Source organism: Leptospira sanjuanensis, from assembly GCF_022267375.1.
In the GTDB taxonomy this organism is placed as follows: domain Bacteria; phylum Spirochaetota; class Leptospiria; order Leptospirales; family Leptospiraceae; genus Leptospira; species Leptospira sanjuanensis.
The window spans coordinates 1,051,319-1,066,479 of sequence record NZ_JAIZBH010000001.1 but is presented as its reverse complement, the minus strand read 5'-3'; the positions used below and the strand labels follow the sequence as shown (position 1 = coordinate 1,066,479).

The window sequence follows — 15,161 nt, the reverse complement described above, 5'->3', positions numbered from 1 at the left end:
TACTGACTTCGTATTAAATAATTTTTTCCAGAACGAAAAAAACAAAGGAAAAGCAGTCCCCGGTTTTACCCAGGGACCAAAACCAAACCAGGCTCACAATTTAGCCTAATTTATTTTTCGGGTGAAACGTAAAATTCCCCGCACGTTTTTTTCAAAACTCCTATCGTTTCTGGGAATTTTTTAAAGTGGCCTTCATCAAAATCACCTTACCGACCACCTTCTCCCTTTGAGCTTTCAAAAAGAATTTTCCTTCCGGCGTCGCAACTTTATAGGAGGGAAATTCTCGGACGGTTTCAAATTGTACGTCCTTACCGAAAAACTCGTCCATCTTCGAAAGCCATTTGTCTTGAACGATCAGATAACGTTGTCCGTCTTTTTGAATCGCTTCTACCAAGATTGCGGGATCGAAGAGGGTTCTCGAAATTCTCTGCGAATAATACGCGTAAGAGCGCTTTGAAGCCGGAACTCCGAAAAGAAATAATTTTTCCTTACCGGGTTCGTTTTCTCGAATGAAGATTCCGATTTCTTTCGAAGGCTGATACGAGGTCAACATCGGATAAAGATATAAACTCACGATCGAGAAGAACAGCGAAACCGGAAAGACCCACGAAGCGAGCAATCGTCCTTCTTTGCCGGATTGAAAATAAATCCAAAGAAATACCGCGAGATAAATCAAAGGAAGAATCAAATATTCCCATCCGACTTGAATGCTGATCGAAGGTAAAATAAAGACGGTCGCCAAAAATGCTCCTGCCGTAAACAAAAGCAAGGCTTGACCGACCTTAACAACCGCACCGTCCTCTTTCCGATCCTTTAAACCGGTCAGGATCGATTCGAAAAAACCGGACCCGATCACCGCCGCCGCCGGAAGACACCAATAGATATATTGAGGCAATTGATATCTGGAAAAACTGATCAAAAAAAGAAACAAAAACAGCCAAAAACCGGGAACAAAATCGCCATTCGTATATTCATTTTTTAGAATATTCTGAAATACGGATTTTCCGGCTCCGTCCTTGAAAAATCTCCGAACCCGGTCGAAAACGAAACCTACGAAAGGAAGAATAAAAACGCCGAACGCCCAGGAAAAATTGGAATAGAAGAACAAAGGATTGAACTTCTGGTTGTACATCTTCACGTAAAAGCGGCCAAACGATTGAATCCATAAAAAGAAATACGGACCGTAAGTCTGAAATTCGAGATACAACGGAATCGACCATAAAAGCGGGGGAAGAATCGCAAGCAACGCGCCAGGAAACAGCTTCATTTCCAGAAGACGTTTCCAATCCCTTCTGAATAAGATATCGCCCCCGATCGAAAGTCCGGGAATCACCATCGCGATCGGCCCTTTCGTAATAAAACCGAGGCCCATGGCGAAATACATTAGATAATAATAATTCTTATTTTTCTTAAATCCGAGATAATAAAACGTATGAACGAGAATCAGATACGGAGTCAGATATACGTCGATCTTCGGATCGACGACCATCGAATAAAGACCGGGCGAAAGCGCATACAAGAACGTCGCGATCCATGCACGCAGACGGCTTCCCGAATAGGACTCGGTCAGCTTGAACATTCCCCATAGGGAAAGAAAGGTGAACAAAAGGGCCGGAAGACGAAACGCGAAATTTTGATAACCGAACACGAGAAACGAAAGAGAAATTTTCCAGAACGTAAGGATCGGCTTATCCAGATATCTTCTTCCGTTGTCCCGGATAAAAAACGGATTTCCTCCTTCCACCATTTCCCTCGAAATTTCCGCGTATTGGGAAGAATCGATATCGATCACGTCGAGAGGAAGAGTAAAGAGCAGAGGAAGAACGGAAACGATCAATAAAACGAAAAGGACGCGAACGGAAATCGGTTGTTTGTTGTCGGCTGCGATCTGATTCATAAGAACTCCTTTCAATCCATAAATCCGGATTCCATCACACAAGTATTAAAACCTTTGCATGTGGTTTCGGATTCGAAACACGGAAGAACAAAACTTTGTTCGCGGATACATCCGCTTTCGCAATCGATCATCGCCTGATTTTTTTCCGCGTCCGTAACCTTCACGTCCTTGAACGTGGTCACCGCGCATTGAACGAAAAACTTACATGCGGAACTGCATTTCTGCTGAACGTATTCCTGACAGGAAACAAAAAATAGAATGGATAGAAAAAGAAGAATTCTTTTTAGATTCATTGCCCCATTTTTCAGAAACGAAAGCTGAGGTCAACTTTTTGAGGCGAGCATTCCGCAGGCGCCGAAGATATCTTTGCCCGGAGATCTTCGGTTGAGAATCGGAACTCCGGCGGGTTCGAGAAGCGCGATGAATTCCGCGACTTCGTCCCTTGTGGGTCTTCTCCATCCGAAAAATTCCGTGTTGAGAGGAATGACGTTGATCTTGCAATCGAGGGATCTTGCGATCTTAACGAGCTTATTCGCGTTTTCCCTTCCCATATTAACGCCGGGAATCATCACATATTCAAACGTGATTCTTCGTTTTAATTCTCTCGTAAAATCCTTGGCGGCCTGTAAAAGTTCCGGAAGAGAGAATTTCTCTTCGATGTCCATGATCTCGAGTCTTCCGCTCGGATCGGGATGATTGAGCGAAATCGCGAAGTTATACGGTTCCTTGTTTTCGATAAAGCGGCGGATTCCGTTGACGACTCCGGAAGTGGAAATCGTGATCCGTTTCGCGCCGAGATTGAGAGCGTCCGGATCGTGAAGAATCGACGCGGCGCGGATCACGTTGAAGTAGTTGTGAAACGGTTCTCCCATTCCCATAAAAACCACGTTAGTCGCTCTATCGCCTACGATTTTTTCCACCTGAAGAATCTGATCGACGATCTCGTGAGCCTTTAGATTTCCTTGAAATTCTAATTTAGCTGTCGCGCAGAATTTACAATTCAGAGTGCAGCCGACCTGCGAAGAGATGCAGATCGTTTTTCGTCCGCCGTCTCCCGAAGGAATCCATACGGCTTCGAATTCTTTTCCGTTATCGGGTTCGGACGAGAACGTAAACTTCTGCGTTCCGTCGACGGACTTGAGATGTTTGACGACATGAAGACGAGTCAGAGAACAAAGTTCTTCGAGCTTTTCTTTGAGGGCTTTGGAGAATGTCGTGAATTGTTCCCAAGACTCGTAGCGATTCACGTATAAACCGTGATAAACTTGTTTTGCGCGGAACGGTTTTTCCCCGAGCGAAACCATGATCTCCGAGAGTTCCTTTAAGGTTCTTCCTTTTAACGGAATCTTACCGGTTTGAATTTCTCCGAGGGTTTCTTGAGTCATGAAATGCCTTCTCAGGTCGATTTTTTTGCAGTGGCGGTTACGGGATAGTCTTTTCAATCGATCGTTTCGAATTCTACCTTCCAATGCGTTGACTTGGGTTCTGTCTTATGTTCTCCTAGGCTCGGAATCGTTTGTAAAACCAATACGGAGCGACGCCGATCCATACGAGAAGCAAAGGCCACATCTCGCCCTTCCATACGTTATGAACTTGTAGAAATTCCCCGAACGGCTTGCGGACCCAAAATACGCTCATCGAAAATTCAAAGACTTCGGTTAACAAAACCCAGAGCAATCCGACGCGCACCGCTTGTCCGGAATTTTTCAAAGGTTTCAACTTGAGAATGAGCCAAATCGGCACGGACAAAAGAATCATTCCCGTAAAGACGGAGATCTGATGGGATAAAAATTCTCCCGTCGCTTCTTTGTACGTAAGTTCGCGGATCGCCGCATTGACAAAGGCGAAGACTAAAAGCAAAAACCAACTCAACGCATAAACGATCATCTCTTTTCTCCGCGTTTGAGCGTATCGGATTTTGCGTCGTTTGTAAAGGACGTATTCTAAACTAGGAAAGCGTCCGTTTTCGGGAGAAGCATTACTTTAAGGTCAAGTTTTATTTTGTGCGGGTAGTTTGTCGGAACAAATAAAAGAGGCGATCAAAAAAGATCCAACCAAGCCTTGTGAATGTCCGGCTTTTCCATAAAATACGTTCCGATCAACGCGGCATCCACGAGTCTGCGGAATGCGTCCAAATCCGCGCGGCTCTTAACACCGGACTCTCCCACCTTGACGATGTTAGGCGGTAAAAACGCGGAGACCTCTTCGACCAAATTCGGATGAATCTGAAACGTATCCAAGTCTCTCGTATTGATTCCTATAATTTCCGCGCCGCAGTCTAAGGCGATCTTCGCTTCTTGCGCCGTGTGAACTTCCACGAGACAATCCATTCCCAGCGACGCTGCGGATTTCAAAAACGTTTTTATCTGATCGGGAGTCAAAATTCTCACGATCAAAAGAATCGCGGAGGCGCCGAAGGCTCTCCCTTCTCGAATTTGAGATTCATCCAAAATAAAGTCTTTTCTTAAAACGGGGATTTTCAAAAGAGAAGAAACGTTCTTTAGATCCTCTAAAGAACCGCCGAAATAATTTCGATCCGTCAGAACGGAAACCGCGGAAGCGCCGGAATCCTCGTACGTCTTTGCGATTTTAACGGGATCATAATCGGAGCGGATTTCGCCGGCAGAAGGACTTTTGCGTTTGCACTCGGCGATGATGGAAAAGTTTCTGCTTCGCAGAGATTCTCCAAGCCCGAGTCCTCGATAAGGAGCCGGGTCATACTTTCCGATTTCCTTGATTTCGTTTTGTTTAGTGGCGATGATTTCCCGGAGAACCCGGTGTAGTTGAGCGGAGGACATCGAGGCTTAGAAGGATTTCAAAGCCTCATCTTCGGTTTCGCGAATGTCAAAGAGAGAAGTGAGTTCGATAACGTCGAAGATCCGCTTTACCGCAGGTTTGATATTACTAATTTTTAATGCACCCTCTTTGGAGTTTAACTTTCTCAGGGTGGAGATACAAGCTCTAAAACCGGACGAGGACATATAATCCACTTCCTGCATATTCAGAATCACTTTTTTATGACCTTGATTGTCGATCAGGTCATTCAGATTTTCCTCAACCTCATTGGCGATGGAAACGTCCAAACGTCCTTTGAGATAAACAATCAAAACACCGTCGCGTACTTTGTGATCGAGCAAGAGAATATCCTTCGTTTTTGCTACTGACAACTATCGGGGGTGAAAATAACCTGTCAATCACTGTTCACCGGTCTAAAAATGAAATTTCCCGAGTCCCTGAAAGGGCTAAAGACTCTCGTTCTTGGCGGAGGAATCTCCGGCAACTCGGCTCTTGAACTTCTGATTCACGAACAATCAAACCCCATTCTCTGCGACCGCAATCGTCCCGAGTCTCTCCACGTTCCCTATCTATCCGACGACGTAGATCCTTCTTCCCTTACCGATATCGCATTGATCGTCAAGTCGCCCGGCATCCTGCCCGCGCATCCGATTCTCAGCTATGCTATCGAAAAAAAAATTCCGGTCGTTTCGGAGATCGATCTCGGCAGACATTTTTTTAAAGGAAGAATCATCGGCATAACCGGAACGGACGGGAAATCGACGACGACTTCTCTGACGGCGCATCTCTTAAGAAAAGATTTTTCCGATCTTCAAGAGGGAGGAAATCTCGGGATTCCGTTTACTTCTTTTTGTAAGAAACCGATTTCGCTCGCGGTGCTGGAACTTTCCAGTTATCAACTCGACGACTCTTCTTCCTTGGGTTTGAACGTTTCCGTTTTTTTAAATCTCGCTCCCGATCATCTTGAAAGACACAAGACGATGGAAAATTATTTCCAGGCGAAATTAAAAGTAGCCGATCTTTCCAACGTCGATCATTCCCTAATCGTTTCCGAAAAAATCAAAGAAAGAATTCTTAGTTCTTCGGTTTCGTATCAATGCAAGCTTTTGAGTTTCGGTAGAAGTCCGCAATCGAATGCGTTTGTGGATGAAAATTCCCAAACGATCAAGACGGCGTTGCACGTCTACGACATCTCTCAATTCTATCTTCCGGGAACGCACAACCGGGAAAATCTCGCGGCTTCCATTCTCGCCGCGGAAGCGATCGGAGGAAAACCGGAATCGATCCAAGCGCAGATTCCGCGTTTCAAAGGACTTCCCCACCGTTTTCAGATCGCGGGAGAAAAATTCGGCCTTTCCTTTATCAACGATTCGAAATCCACGAACCTTCACAGCATGCTCGCCGGAATGGCGACTTGGAAAAATCTTCCGCAAACCTGCCTGATTCTCGGCGGGAGACCGAAACAGGAAGACCCGAAACCGCTTTATGATTTTCTAATAAAAGGAATCGGCTCGGTGATTTTGATCGGAGAAGCGAGATCTGCGTGGGAAAAGGGAGTTCGGGAAGTCGTCGGAGATCGACTTTTCTCCGTTGATACATTGAACGACGCGTTTGCAATATTCAAAAAAGGAAATATAGTCTCGAACGCCACCGGTCCGGGCAATTCTTCTTTCGGATCTCCCTCAGATCCCGAAGCCTTCCTCCCTTCCGGTCCGGGAACCGCTTTTCAAACTTCTTCCGATTTCACAAATGCTTTCACCGAAAACCTTCTCAAGCGAATTCGCCTTTCCAACGGCGCGGAGATCGGCTCGGTGGTTTTCTCTCCGGCCTGCGCAAGCTTCGATCAATATAAGAATTTCGAGGAACGAGGAAATCATTTCCTTTCTCTTGTGGACGATTTTTTAAAGAAGATAGTATAAAAAGAATCGGAAGGAATTAAAACCGCTTTCTTCTTTAGCAAGGAAAATTTTTCAATTGTTCCGACAAACGATCACGATAAATTCCACTTGAAAATTGGAAGCGGCATTTTCAGAAATGCTACTTCCGTTTACAGTGTGCTCCAAAAACTCACTCTACTTTCGATTTGTTTTCCGCGTTAGGGATGTGGAGCGTGCAAAGCAGTCGTCTCGCAAGAGACGACCGAAGGCGTTAGCCTGAGCGCGGAGCAAGCCCGGCCCGCGCCGTTTTTCCAAGAACTTCGTTTAACAATCATTTCGGGCGCGGGAACGCCATAATGAACTTACGCGTCGCAATCGAAGTTGAAACCCGAGCTGTCCGCCTAACGCAAATAACCGGAATTATTCAATCGTTCGTAGACTTTCCCTTCGATGAAGATTTTCAAAAGATCCTGATCCACGTGATTTTCCCGCGCTTCCATTTGCAGAATATCTAATGCTCTTTCAACCGGGACCGCGCGTTTGTAAGGACGATCTTTATCCGTAAGAGCGTCGTATATATCGGAAATCGTCATGATTCTGGATTGAACCGGTATCGAATCTCCGGCAAGACCTCTCGGATAACCGGTTCCGTCGAGTTTTTCATGGTGCGCGTGCGCGATCGAAGGAATCATCTTTAGATCTCCGGTCCAAGGAATCTTACTCAAAAACTGAAAGGTATGTTCCACGTGCGATTCGATTTCCTTTCGTTCCGCGAAATCGAGAGACCCCTTTTTGATCGTCAAAAATCCGAACTCATACGGAGAAATCAAATGCAGATTATCGCCTCCGGTGGTGGAATAATTCACCTTGGCGATTTCTTCGAGCATTTGAAAATTAGATTCCTCTAATATAGACGGCTCATTCGAATTGACGACGATCTGAAACATCTGATCGAGTTTTTGATATTCGACTTGAAGTTCGAATTCAAGGGAGGTTTCGTAATCCGCAAAACCCGCCGTTCCGTGTTTTTTCAGATAGTCCGTTTTTTTCTGCAGAATTCTTGATTCGATGTCTTTTTTGATGTATTCGAATCTCCAGCGGATCAGTTCGAGTTCGTAGTCTTCGAGTTTTTTCGATTTAACGAGAACCTTCTCGCGAACCCCTACTTTTCCGAAGTCATGAAGCAAAGACGCATAACGTATCTCTTTGATTTGTTCTTTCGAAAATTTTGTTTCGGCGTATTTTCCGTGTCCGACCCCGTCCACCGTTTCGGCCAATCCGACCGTTAAAAGCGCCACTCGAAACGAATGACCGCTCGTAGTCGGATCCCGGGATTCGATCGCGTTTACGGAAGCGGTTACGAATCCTTCGAATAGCGTTTCGATTTCCTGTAAAAGATTGTTGTTCTGAATCGCCACGGCCGCTTGTCCGGCGACGCTCATCACGAGTTGCGCCGAATAATCGTCAAAGGGAAGAACGTCCTTCCCTTTCATCTGCTCCACGGTCAACTTCTGGTTGAAATTTCTCTTTTTATTGATGAGCTGTATGACTCCCACGACCTCGTTTCTGTGATTCTTCATTGGAACGACGAGCATGGATTTCGTATGATAATTCGATAATACGTCGAAGTTGCTGTTGAACGTATATTCCGCGTCTTCCGCAAGATCATACACGTCCGGTATGTTCAGAATTTTTCCCGTGGCCGCGACGTAACCGGCGATACTGGATTTATTGATCGGAAGGAGGAATTCTTCCGTATCGATATCCATCGAGGAGATTTTAAACCGAAGATTACGGATAAAGCCGAGCTCGTCCTTTTCCACGAGATACAAAGAACCGGAATCCGCGACTGCGATCTCTCTCGCACTGAAAATAATCTCCCGAAGAAGTTTGTTGAAATCCTTTTCGTCCGCGAGGCTGATTCCGATCCGAGTAAGTTTGGAAATCTCATACTTGGTCGTATTGACCTTGTGCTGCAAATCGAACTGGTCGGTGATCATCTGCAATTGCGTGAGCGCATTGAGAAACGTTTTGTTCAAAATCAGATCGGAAGAAGATTCCGGAAGAACGGAAAAAATCAGATCTTCTTCGATTTTCAATTCTTCGGAGTGAGCGTAATCCAAACCGTCGTTCAAAATAAAACGGCTTAGAATCAATGGATTGCTCTGAAACTGTTTGTGGATTTCCCTTTGCGTTTCGATGAGTTTCGGAACGGTGAGATAGAAGATAACGTTCAAAAACCCGATGGAATCTCGGATGTTTTCGGACTGAAAGAATTCGGAGAGATCTAAAAATTGTATTTCTAAGCGGAGGGCGAGCGGGTTCAGTCTTTTAGCGATGGAACGGGAGTCCGTAACTATGTATTTAGGAAACTTCTGACTCATCCTACCAGGAACCAATGAAACTGTACTGGAAATATAGTGGAAAGAGAATTTTTCCTCCGATTCGGCAAAAAAAAGAGAACGATTCTATAACTTGAAACTTGCGGGATTCATCCCCTCTTCGGCTCAATGGAATGGACCGAAGAGGAAATCAATCAGAAAGATTCTTAACGTTTGAGACCCAAGACTTCCTGAATCATCTGATCGGACGTCGTGATCGTTCTCGAGTTCGCTTGGAAACCTCTTTGAGTCACGATCATGTCCGTAAACTGATCGGAAAGATCCACGTTAGACATCTCTAAAAGACCCGCGTTGATCTTTCCTCTTCCTTGAACCCCCGCCTCACCGATGTTAGGTTCTCCGGAGTTCATGGAATACGCGAACATGGTGTCTCCGGCCTTGTCCAAACCGGCCGGATTGTTGAATACCGCGGTCGCAATTCTCGCGAGAGGCTGACGTACGCCGTTCGAAAATACACCCGTAATCGTTCCGGAGTTGTCTATGGAAAAGGATTCCAGATATCCCATCGTGTAACCGTCTTGTTTCACCGCTTTAGTAGTGAAGTCGGAGGAGAATTGGGTGATTCCGTCCACCATTCCCGCTTCGCCTAAATTCAGATCGAAGCTTTGAACCGCGGGATTTCCGGCGATTCGGAAAGAAACCTTCGCATTCAACTTACCGCTGTTCATCGAGTCCACGCCGTCGGAAACGTAAACGAGTTTTCCGTCCGGAGTGAAACCGAATTCAAGCTCCGTGTTTCCCGGAAGTTGCGTGTTTTGTCCGCCGGTTCCGGAAACGTCCGCAGAAAGCTGAGTCGCATCGGTCATGCTCAGACGAGCCTTCCAAGTGTTATCGCGAACCTTGTAAAATTCCATCTTGAATTCTCTTTGAATCCCTTGGTCGTCAAAGGTCTTAATCGTAGTTACGTGCCCTCTTCTCATCTTCGGATCCGGATCGTTGATCATAGCGGTGATCTCTTCCTGAGTCGCGTCCGGAGGAACGGCGGGAGCGGAAGAATTCAAGTTCGATTTGAAATCGATCTGAGAAGTCGCTCTTGCCGGCTCTTTGGAATATACGGGAATGATAATATCTTCGATGGACGCGGACGAATTGATGAACTTATTTCCTTTGTCGTCGAGTCTTGAATTCCAACCCTGAACCTTGAGACCGTTTGCAGGGTTTACATAGTAGCCGTTTTTATCGAGGTTAAAAGCTCCGGCTCTCGTATAGAACTGTTTGTCTCCGTCTTTCACGATAAAGAATCCTTCGCCGGACATTGCCACGTCCGTATTCTTACCGGTTGTCTGTAGAGAACCTTGTGTCATGATCTTATCGATCGCCGCGATCAAGGAACCCAAACCGACTTGTTGAGGGTTCACACCTCCGATATTCTCTTTCGGTTCGGAAGCTCCTCTGAGTTCCTGAGAAATCATATCCTGAAACGTAACACGCTCGGTTTTAAAACCGTGAGTGTTCACGTTGGAGATGTTGTTTCCAATGACATCCATTCGGACCTGGTGGTTCTTAAGTCCGGATACACCGGAATAGAGTGACCTCATCATAAAGCTGTTACCTCGATAATCCTTTGTTTATTTATTCGTATGAATTGCTTTTATCTTTGCCGGGAAATTTCCAGTCCGAAGGTTTTACTTCGGTAACGGTTTTGTCCTTCAGCTCGGGCGACCGCTCCGCGTTAGCCGAAACCGATTCGCGCTCCCTTTTTGCGGAGTCAGCGTCCGAAATCGCCTGAGGTGCGTTAGGCGCAATCGTCTCGGCTCCGGCAGCCGTCTGTGCGCCTGCTGCGGTTTGCTTTGACGGTCCGGTAACGGTTTGATTCTGTTGAGCCTGCGCTTGATTGTAAGCGGCTTCCTGTTCTTTCAAAACGGTCGGGTCGCTGATTAAGGAAATTTGTTCCACGTCGATCGATCTACCGTTTACTCGAACGAATGTCTTTCCTTCTCCGTCGAAAAAAAGAGCGCCCGCAATTCCGGCGACGTTCTCACCGTTGACGAAGTCCGGACCGGAAACGAGTTTTCCAACAAGAGAAAAACTCTGACGGTTCCCCATCTTTTGAATTCCGGTGGAGATGTTGTTCATCTGTTCGAGAGAAGAGAACTGCGCCATCTGTGCGATGAAGTCCTGGTCCTTAACCGGGTTGGTCGGATCTTGGGATGATAATTGCGTGATGAGAAGTTTGAGAAAATCGTCCTTGCCGAGAGACTTTACAGTGGAGCGAATCTCGATTCCTTTGAGACCGTTCTTTTCTTCCCGTTCCAAATTATCCATGTGGTTCCGGATATTGAAACTTCTGTCTCCTTCGAGATAACGATCTCTGGTTGCTTGTTGGCTAACGCCGGCTGCTTCTGGCATGATTTCCTCCGAGGCCTATACTTTCAGATCGAGCAGTTTCTCGGTTTTCCCTTCGGTTTTTTCAGAAAAACCATGAGACTCGGAAGAATTTTCTTCTAGGGAAAGTTCGTCTTCTTCGTAAAAAGATTTTTTAAAGTCGGAGTTCCATTCCTCTCCGAACGCGGCTTGGAAAGAATTAGGATCTTTTCCGTTCTTATCGGAATCGCCGTTGAACGCGAACGTTTCCTCTCTTTCTTTGACTTCGATCACGAGCGACTCGAGTTCGAGACCGTTCGCTTTGAGATCCTGTTTCAAACTCGCGAGATCGGCGACTAACTGCTGTTTGACGGTTTCGGATTCGACGAGAAGTTTTCCGCGTACCAAGTCCTTGTCCGTGGAAATCGAAAGGGACATTTGCCCGAGGTCTTTCGGATTCATGCGGATGCTCGCTTCCGTTCTTCCGTTTTCAAGGATCTGCACTCTTGCGGAACGGATCAGATTTTGAAAGTTATGTTGAACGTCTTTTTTCGATAAAACGCCCGCATCTTTGGAAAGGGAGAATTCTTTGTTGAAGTTTCCGTTGTCTCTCGAAGCGCCGACTCCGGCGGCTCCAACACCTTTTACAAGAGAAGAATACGAATCCCCTCCGTTGCGGAAGGATTGTTCCTGACCTTGTCCGGATTTTCCGGAAGAATTTTCGGCGAATTGATTGAGAACTGCGGTTTTAATTTCTTCTCTTGCCGCTGTCTTCAGGTTCATGTAAGAATCCGTTTTTTTATCCCGGCTGATCTTCCATTTTTCGGAATCGAGTGCGAGTTCTTTGGAAACTTCGATTCTCGCCTCTTCAGATCCTTTCGAGCCGTTCTCTTTGTTGGAAAGATTTTTCACATTTACGTTTTCTTTGGATTCTTTTGCGTTTGTTTCGATGTTTCTTGAAATTTCGGAGGATGATTTTGTTTCGGATGATTTAAATGCTTCTTCGCGAATCGATTCTTCCCTTTTAGAGATCATCGGGCGTTTGATCTCTTTCGAGTCTTCATAGAGAGGCAAGGTTTCTCCCTGCTCTTCCGGTTGAAACGCGGATCCTTCCTCTTTCGCTACTTCGCTTAACAATTCCGAAGATTCTTCCGTTGCAAAAAGGGTCTCGATCAGCTCGCTCGTAGAAACCTGTTTTGATTCGAGGGATTCGGTTGCGACTTCTTCCGTGATTTGTGTTTGTAGTTCGTTTATGATTGCGGATTCGATTTCAGGATCGACCGTTTCGTTCGGTTTCGCTTCCGCAACGAGAAACCAAGGCAGCGTCGTTACGTTATCCGCTTCTTTGACCGCTTCGAACTCGTCTTCCTCGCGAGCGACTTCTTCGTTTTCCGTTTTAACTTCTTCTTTGGAAGCAACTTCTTCCGTGTCATTCTTGTCGGAAGATTCGATTTTTTTTTCTTGGGGAGCGGGAACTTCGGACTTCGAGAATGCGTTCTGAATTCCGGTCAGAGTTTCGTCCAATCCCTTCTGCGCGGAACCTTGCAGAGATTTCATAACGTCGAGAAAGGAATTTTTTCCGATCGGAGCACCGAGGGTCGGAAGACCTGGGGTTTGTTCCGTATATTTCTGAGGTTTAAATTCTGTTAGAGGAAGTTCACCGGAAATGTTCATACTGCGCTCCGCAGTATTAAAATCGATCTTTCACGGAATTCCTTGACGGTTTTTTAAATTATCTTCTTCCCTTTTGCGATTATGTCGCGAAGAAGAGCGGAATTTCCGAGGGAGAGTGTGGGAACTCCTGCGAGTAAGCAGGGTTACTCGGAAAGATGTGGGAACTCTTACAAATTCTGTGCGCGTTTCCGTTTCCGAAACTGCGGTAGGATCTCCTACTTCCTATATCGAATTCTTGAGAAATGTAGGATCTCCGCTTCAACGAAAATTCACTCGAATCGGATTCAACTCCGCCGACAAAACGCAAATCGACGTTACAAACTTTCCCAAACGAACAAAGACCTTGCGTCGAGTCGCGACCGGAATTCCGTCCATCTCCCGATAATCCGTCGTAAGATGTGCGCCGATCGCCCAAGGTCCGATCACGTCGGCGGTGTAATCGTTGCGTATTAAAAGACCTTCTTCGTTGAAATAATAGGATTGTTTTCGGCAGTGAGTGTGTATGGATTGCGGGAACTCCGCGTCGATTCGAAAACCGTCGATCAGAGGAACTTCCCGAACTCCGAATTCCTTGAGTACAAAAGGAACGCTGAAGTATTGAGTCATCGCATATCCGAAAAAATACGCGGCATCCAACGGATTCCAGCGTCTGTATTTCCGGAAACCTCGGAACGTTTCTCTGTAATCTGGAATCTCGAATTCGAAATCGGTTTCTTGTATATAAAAGATTCCTACTTTACCGTTTTGGAATACGATTTTTTTACCGGCGGAAGGATATTCCAAAAACTCGGCCGTGAACGATTTGGGATAAATTTTTAGAAAGTTCGGTTTCGCGAACGTTTTGCCTAAACCCTTTCGGTTAGGAATCGGCGCGCCGAGATATTTCAACTCGAGTTCGAATGAATCGACGCGATCCCAGAGTTTCCAACCGCCGTAACGATCGATCGCTTTTTCTAAAAGTCCCAAAGCCTACTTACACGACTTTTGCTTTTGGATCATGTCCTTTAAACGGGATTCTTCCTCTTGTGTGATATTGTGTCGTTTTAATACGGCTTCCGCGACCGTTACCGAGCCGGAGTCCTTGTTCGCACATTGACTGAAGAATTCGATCGCTTCCGCTCTCGTGTTTTGATTCTCTTTCCCGAGACGGATCCGATGCAACTCCAAACGTTTCTCTTTCGTCGACAAGTCCACGATCAAATAATCGGAATAACATTCCTTGATGAGATGATCCGGCAAATCCGTGATCGGACATTTCTTCTTGGCGCCGTTTTGTTTTCCGTTTTCGTGATTCGATTCGTTTACGACGCGATCCACCGCCTTTTGCGCCTCGGAATTCTCCCTTGTGGGATTCGGAATCAAGGCGGCGGTTTTATTCTCCTCGGTTTTTGCGGGTTCCGTTTTTTCGGGAAAAACCATTTTGTTTTCCGCGACCGGCTCCTTTTTCAGAAGTCGATCGAAGAAATAGTCTATCATAAAAATGGAATATTTTTGAATCTTATCCTCGTCGTGAAAACTTAGCACCGCCTTCTTCGCCGTTTTGGAAACGTTTAAAATTTCGGCCTTGTTCGCCTTGGAAGATTCGAGTTGTTTGACCGTGGAAGCGAGACTTTGATGAAACTTCTTTCGATACGACTGATTCCAATTCAAAGCCGACTCTTTCAAAATATCTTGAAACAGGGAAAAACTTCGGTCCCTTTCTTTTAATTTCTTTTGCACCATTTCCCGGTAGAGTTTTTTCAAGTCGTCGCTTTCTTTCTTCGGACGTTTTTCCGGAGTAACCGCGGTTTGAGGAGGATCGGTTTTCTTCTCCGAATCGAACCAGGTATAAACCGTGTTCAAAACTCCGTCGACAACGGATTGAAAAATATCCCCTATGAGCGAAGTCGGCTTCGCTTTGTGATTTTTATCCGCGACGAGTTTACGATAGATCAATTCATATTCGAGATTTCTACTTTTCTGAAGTTCGTCGTATTTATCGGTAAGATTCTTTTTTAAGATTCTCCAATCCTGATAGAGATCCCCGCTTCGTTTTAAAAAAGGATTCAATCCGGTAACGGGAACGTTTTCCAGAGCGTTTTCGTTCTTTTTAAATTCCTCGCGAAAATGATCGAGGGCTTTCGTTTCGATTTCGCGATAATGTTCGCTGATTACGTTCGCGTCCTGGAATTCGGCGGCGACGGGAGTATGATCGGGTGTGATTGCAGGCAA

General features: G+C 45.8%; 13 protein-coding genes. 1 reads left to right on the top strand and 12 read right to left on the bottom strand.

Annotation, left to right across the window (positions count from 1 at the left end; translation table 11 throughout):
- Positions 1 to 160: 160 nt before the first annotated feature.
- The 6 genes from LFX17_RS04815 to LFX17_RS04790 form a co-directional block, all read right to left on the bottom strand.
- The gene (locus tag LFX17_RS04815) at positions 161 to 1,897 is read right to left on the bottom strand and encodes an ArnT family glycosyltransferase (RefSeq protein ID WP_238745370.1); all 1,737 of its coding nucleotides are present in this window, start codon (positions 1,895 to 1,897) and stop codon (positions 161 to 163) included.
- A gap of 11 nt (positions 1,898 to 1,908) precedes the next feature.
- Positions 1,909 to 2,190 (bottom strand): Cys-rich protein, encoded by a 282-nt coding sequence (locus LFX17_RS04810; protein ID WP_118955484.1) that lies wholly within the window; start codon positions 2,188 to 2,190, stop codon positions 1,909 to 1,911.
- Between the two features lie 30 nt (positions 2,191 to 2,220).
- Positions 2,221 to 3,282 (bottom strand): 23S rRNA (adenine(2503)-C(2))-methyltransferase RlmN, encoded by a 1,062-nt coding sequence (rlmN, locus tag LFX17_RS04805; protein ID WP_238729283.1) that lies wholly within the window; start codon positions 3,280 to 3,282, stop codon positions 2,221 to 2,223.
- 115 nt (positions 3,283 to 3,397) lie between these two features.
- The gene (locus LFX17_RS04800; protein WP_238745367.1) at positions 3,398 to 3,784 is read right to left on the bottom strand and encodes a hypothetical protein; all 387 of its coding nucleotides are present in this window, start codon (positions 3,782 to 3,784) and stop codon (positions 3,398 to 3,400) included.
- Positions 3,785 to 3,936: 152 nt separating this feature from the next.
- Positions 3,937 to 4,695: an indole-3-glycerol-phosphate synthase gene (locus tag LFX17_RS04795; RefSeq protein ID WP_238745365.1), complete on the bottom strand. Its 759-nt coding sequence runs from the start codon at positions 4,693 to 4,695 to the stop codon at positions 3,937 to 3,939.
- A 6-nt stretch (positions 4,696 to 4,701) separates the two neighbouring features.
- On the bottom strand, positions 4,702 to 5,034 hold the full coding sequence (locus LFX17_RS04790; protein WP_010575596.1) for an STAS domain-containing protein: 333 nt from the start codon (positions 5,032 to 5,034) through the stop codon (positions 4,702 to 4,704).
- Between the two features lie 78 nt (positions 5,035 to 5,112).
- Between LFX17_RS04790 and murD the strand changes: the two genes are divergently transcribed.
- Complete coding sequence (murD, locus tag LFX17_RS04785; protein ID WP_238745362.1) at positions 5,113 to 6,612, top strand: UDP-N-acetylmuramoyl-L-alanine--D-glutamate ligase; 1,500 nt, start codon at positions 5,113 to 5,115, stop codon at positions 6,610 to 6,612.
- A gap of 359 nt (positions 6,613 to 6,971) precedes the next feature.
- Here the strand turns inward: murD and LFX17_RS04780 are convergent, their stop codons facing one another.
- The 6 genes from LFX17_RS04780 to LFX17_RS04755 form a co-directional block, all read right to left on the bottom strand.
- On the bottom strand, positions 6,972 to 8,954 hold the full coding sequence (locus LFX17_RS04780; protein WP_238729279.1) for an HD domain-containing phosphohydrolase: 1,983 nt from the start codon (positions 8,952 to 8,954) through the stop codon (positions 6,972 to 6,974).
- Between the two features lie 164 nt (positions 8,955 to 9,118).
- Positions 9,119 to 10,513, bottom strand: coding sequence for a flagellar hook protein FlgE (gene flgE / locus LFX17_RS04775; protein ID WP_118955493.1), 1,395 nt, complete (start codon positions 10,511 to 10,513; stop codon positions 9,119 to 9,121).
- A 31-nt stretch (positions 10,514 to 10,544) separates the two neighbouring features.
- The gene (locus tag LFX17_RS04770) at positions 10,545 to 11,321 is read right to left on the bottom strand and encodes a flagellar hook capping FlgD N-terminal domain-containing protein (protein ID WP_238745359.1); all 777 of its coding nucleotides are present in this window, start codon (positions 11,319 to 11,321) and stop codon (positions 10,545 to 10,547) included.
- A gap of 15 nt (positions 11,322 to 11,336) precedes the next feature.
- Positions 11,337 to 12,950: a flagellar hook-length control protein FliK gene (locus LFX17_RS04765; RefSeq protein WP_238745355.1), complete on the bottom strand. Its 1,614-nt coding sequence runs from the start codon at positions 12,948 to 12,950 to the stop codon at positions 11,337 to 11,339.
- A gap of 258 nt (positions 12,951 to 13,208) precedes the next feature.
- A complete protein-coding gene (locus LFX17_RS04760) occupies positions 13,209 to 13,916 on the bottom strand; it encodes a hypothetical protein (protein ID WP_238745353.1) in 708 nt (235 codons plus the stop codon).
- Between the two features lie 3 nt (positions 13,917 to 13,919).
- Positions 13,920 to 15,161 carry a hypothetical protein gene (locus tag LFX17_RS04755; RefSeq protein ID WP_238745351.1) on the bottom strand — a complete coding sequence of 414 codons (1,242 nt, stop codon included), beginning with the start codon at positions 15,159 to 15,161 and terminating at the stop codon, positions 13,920 to 13,922.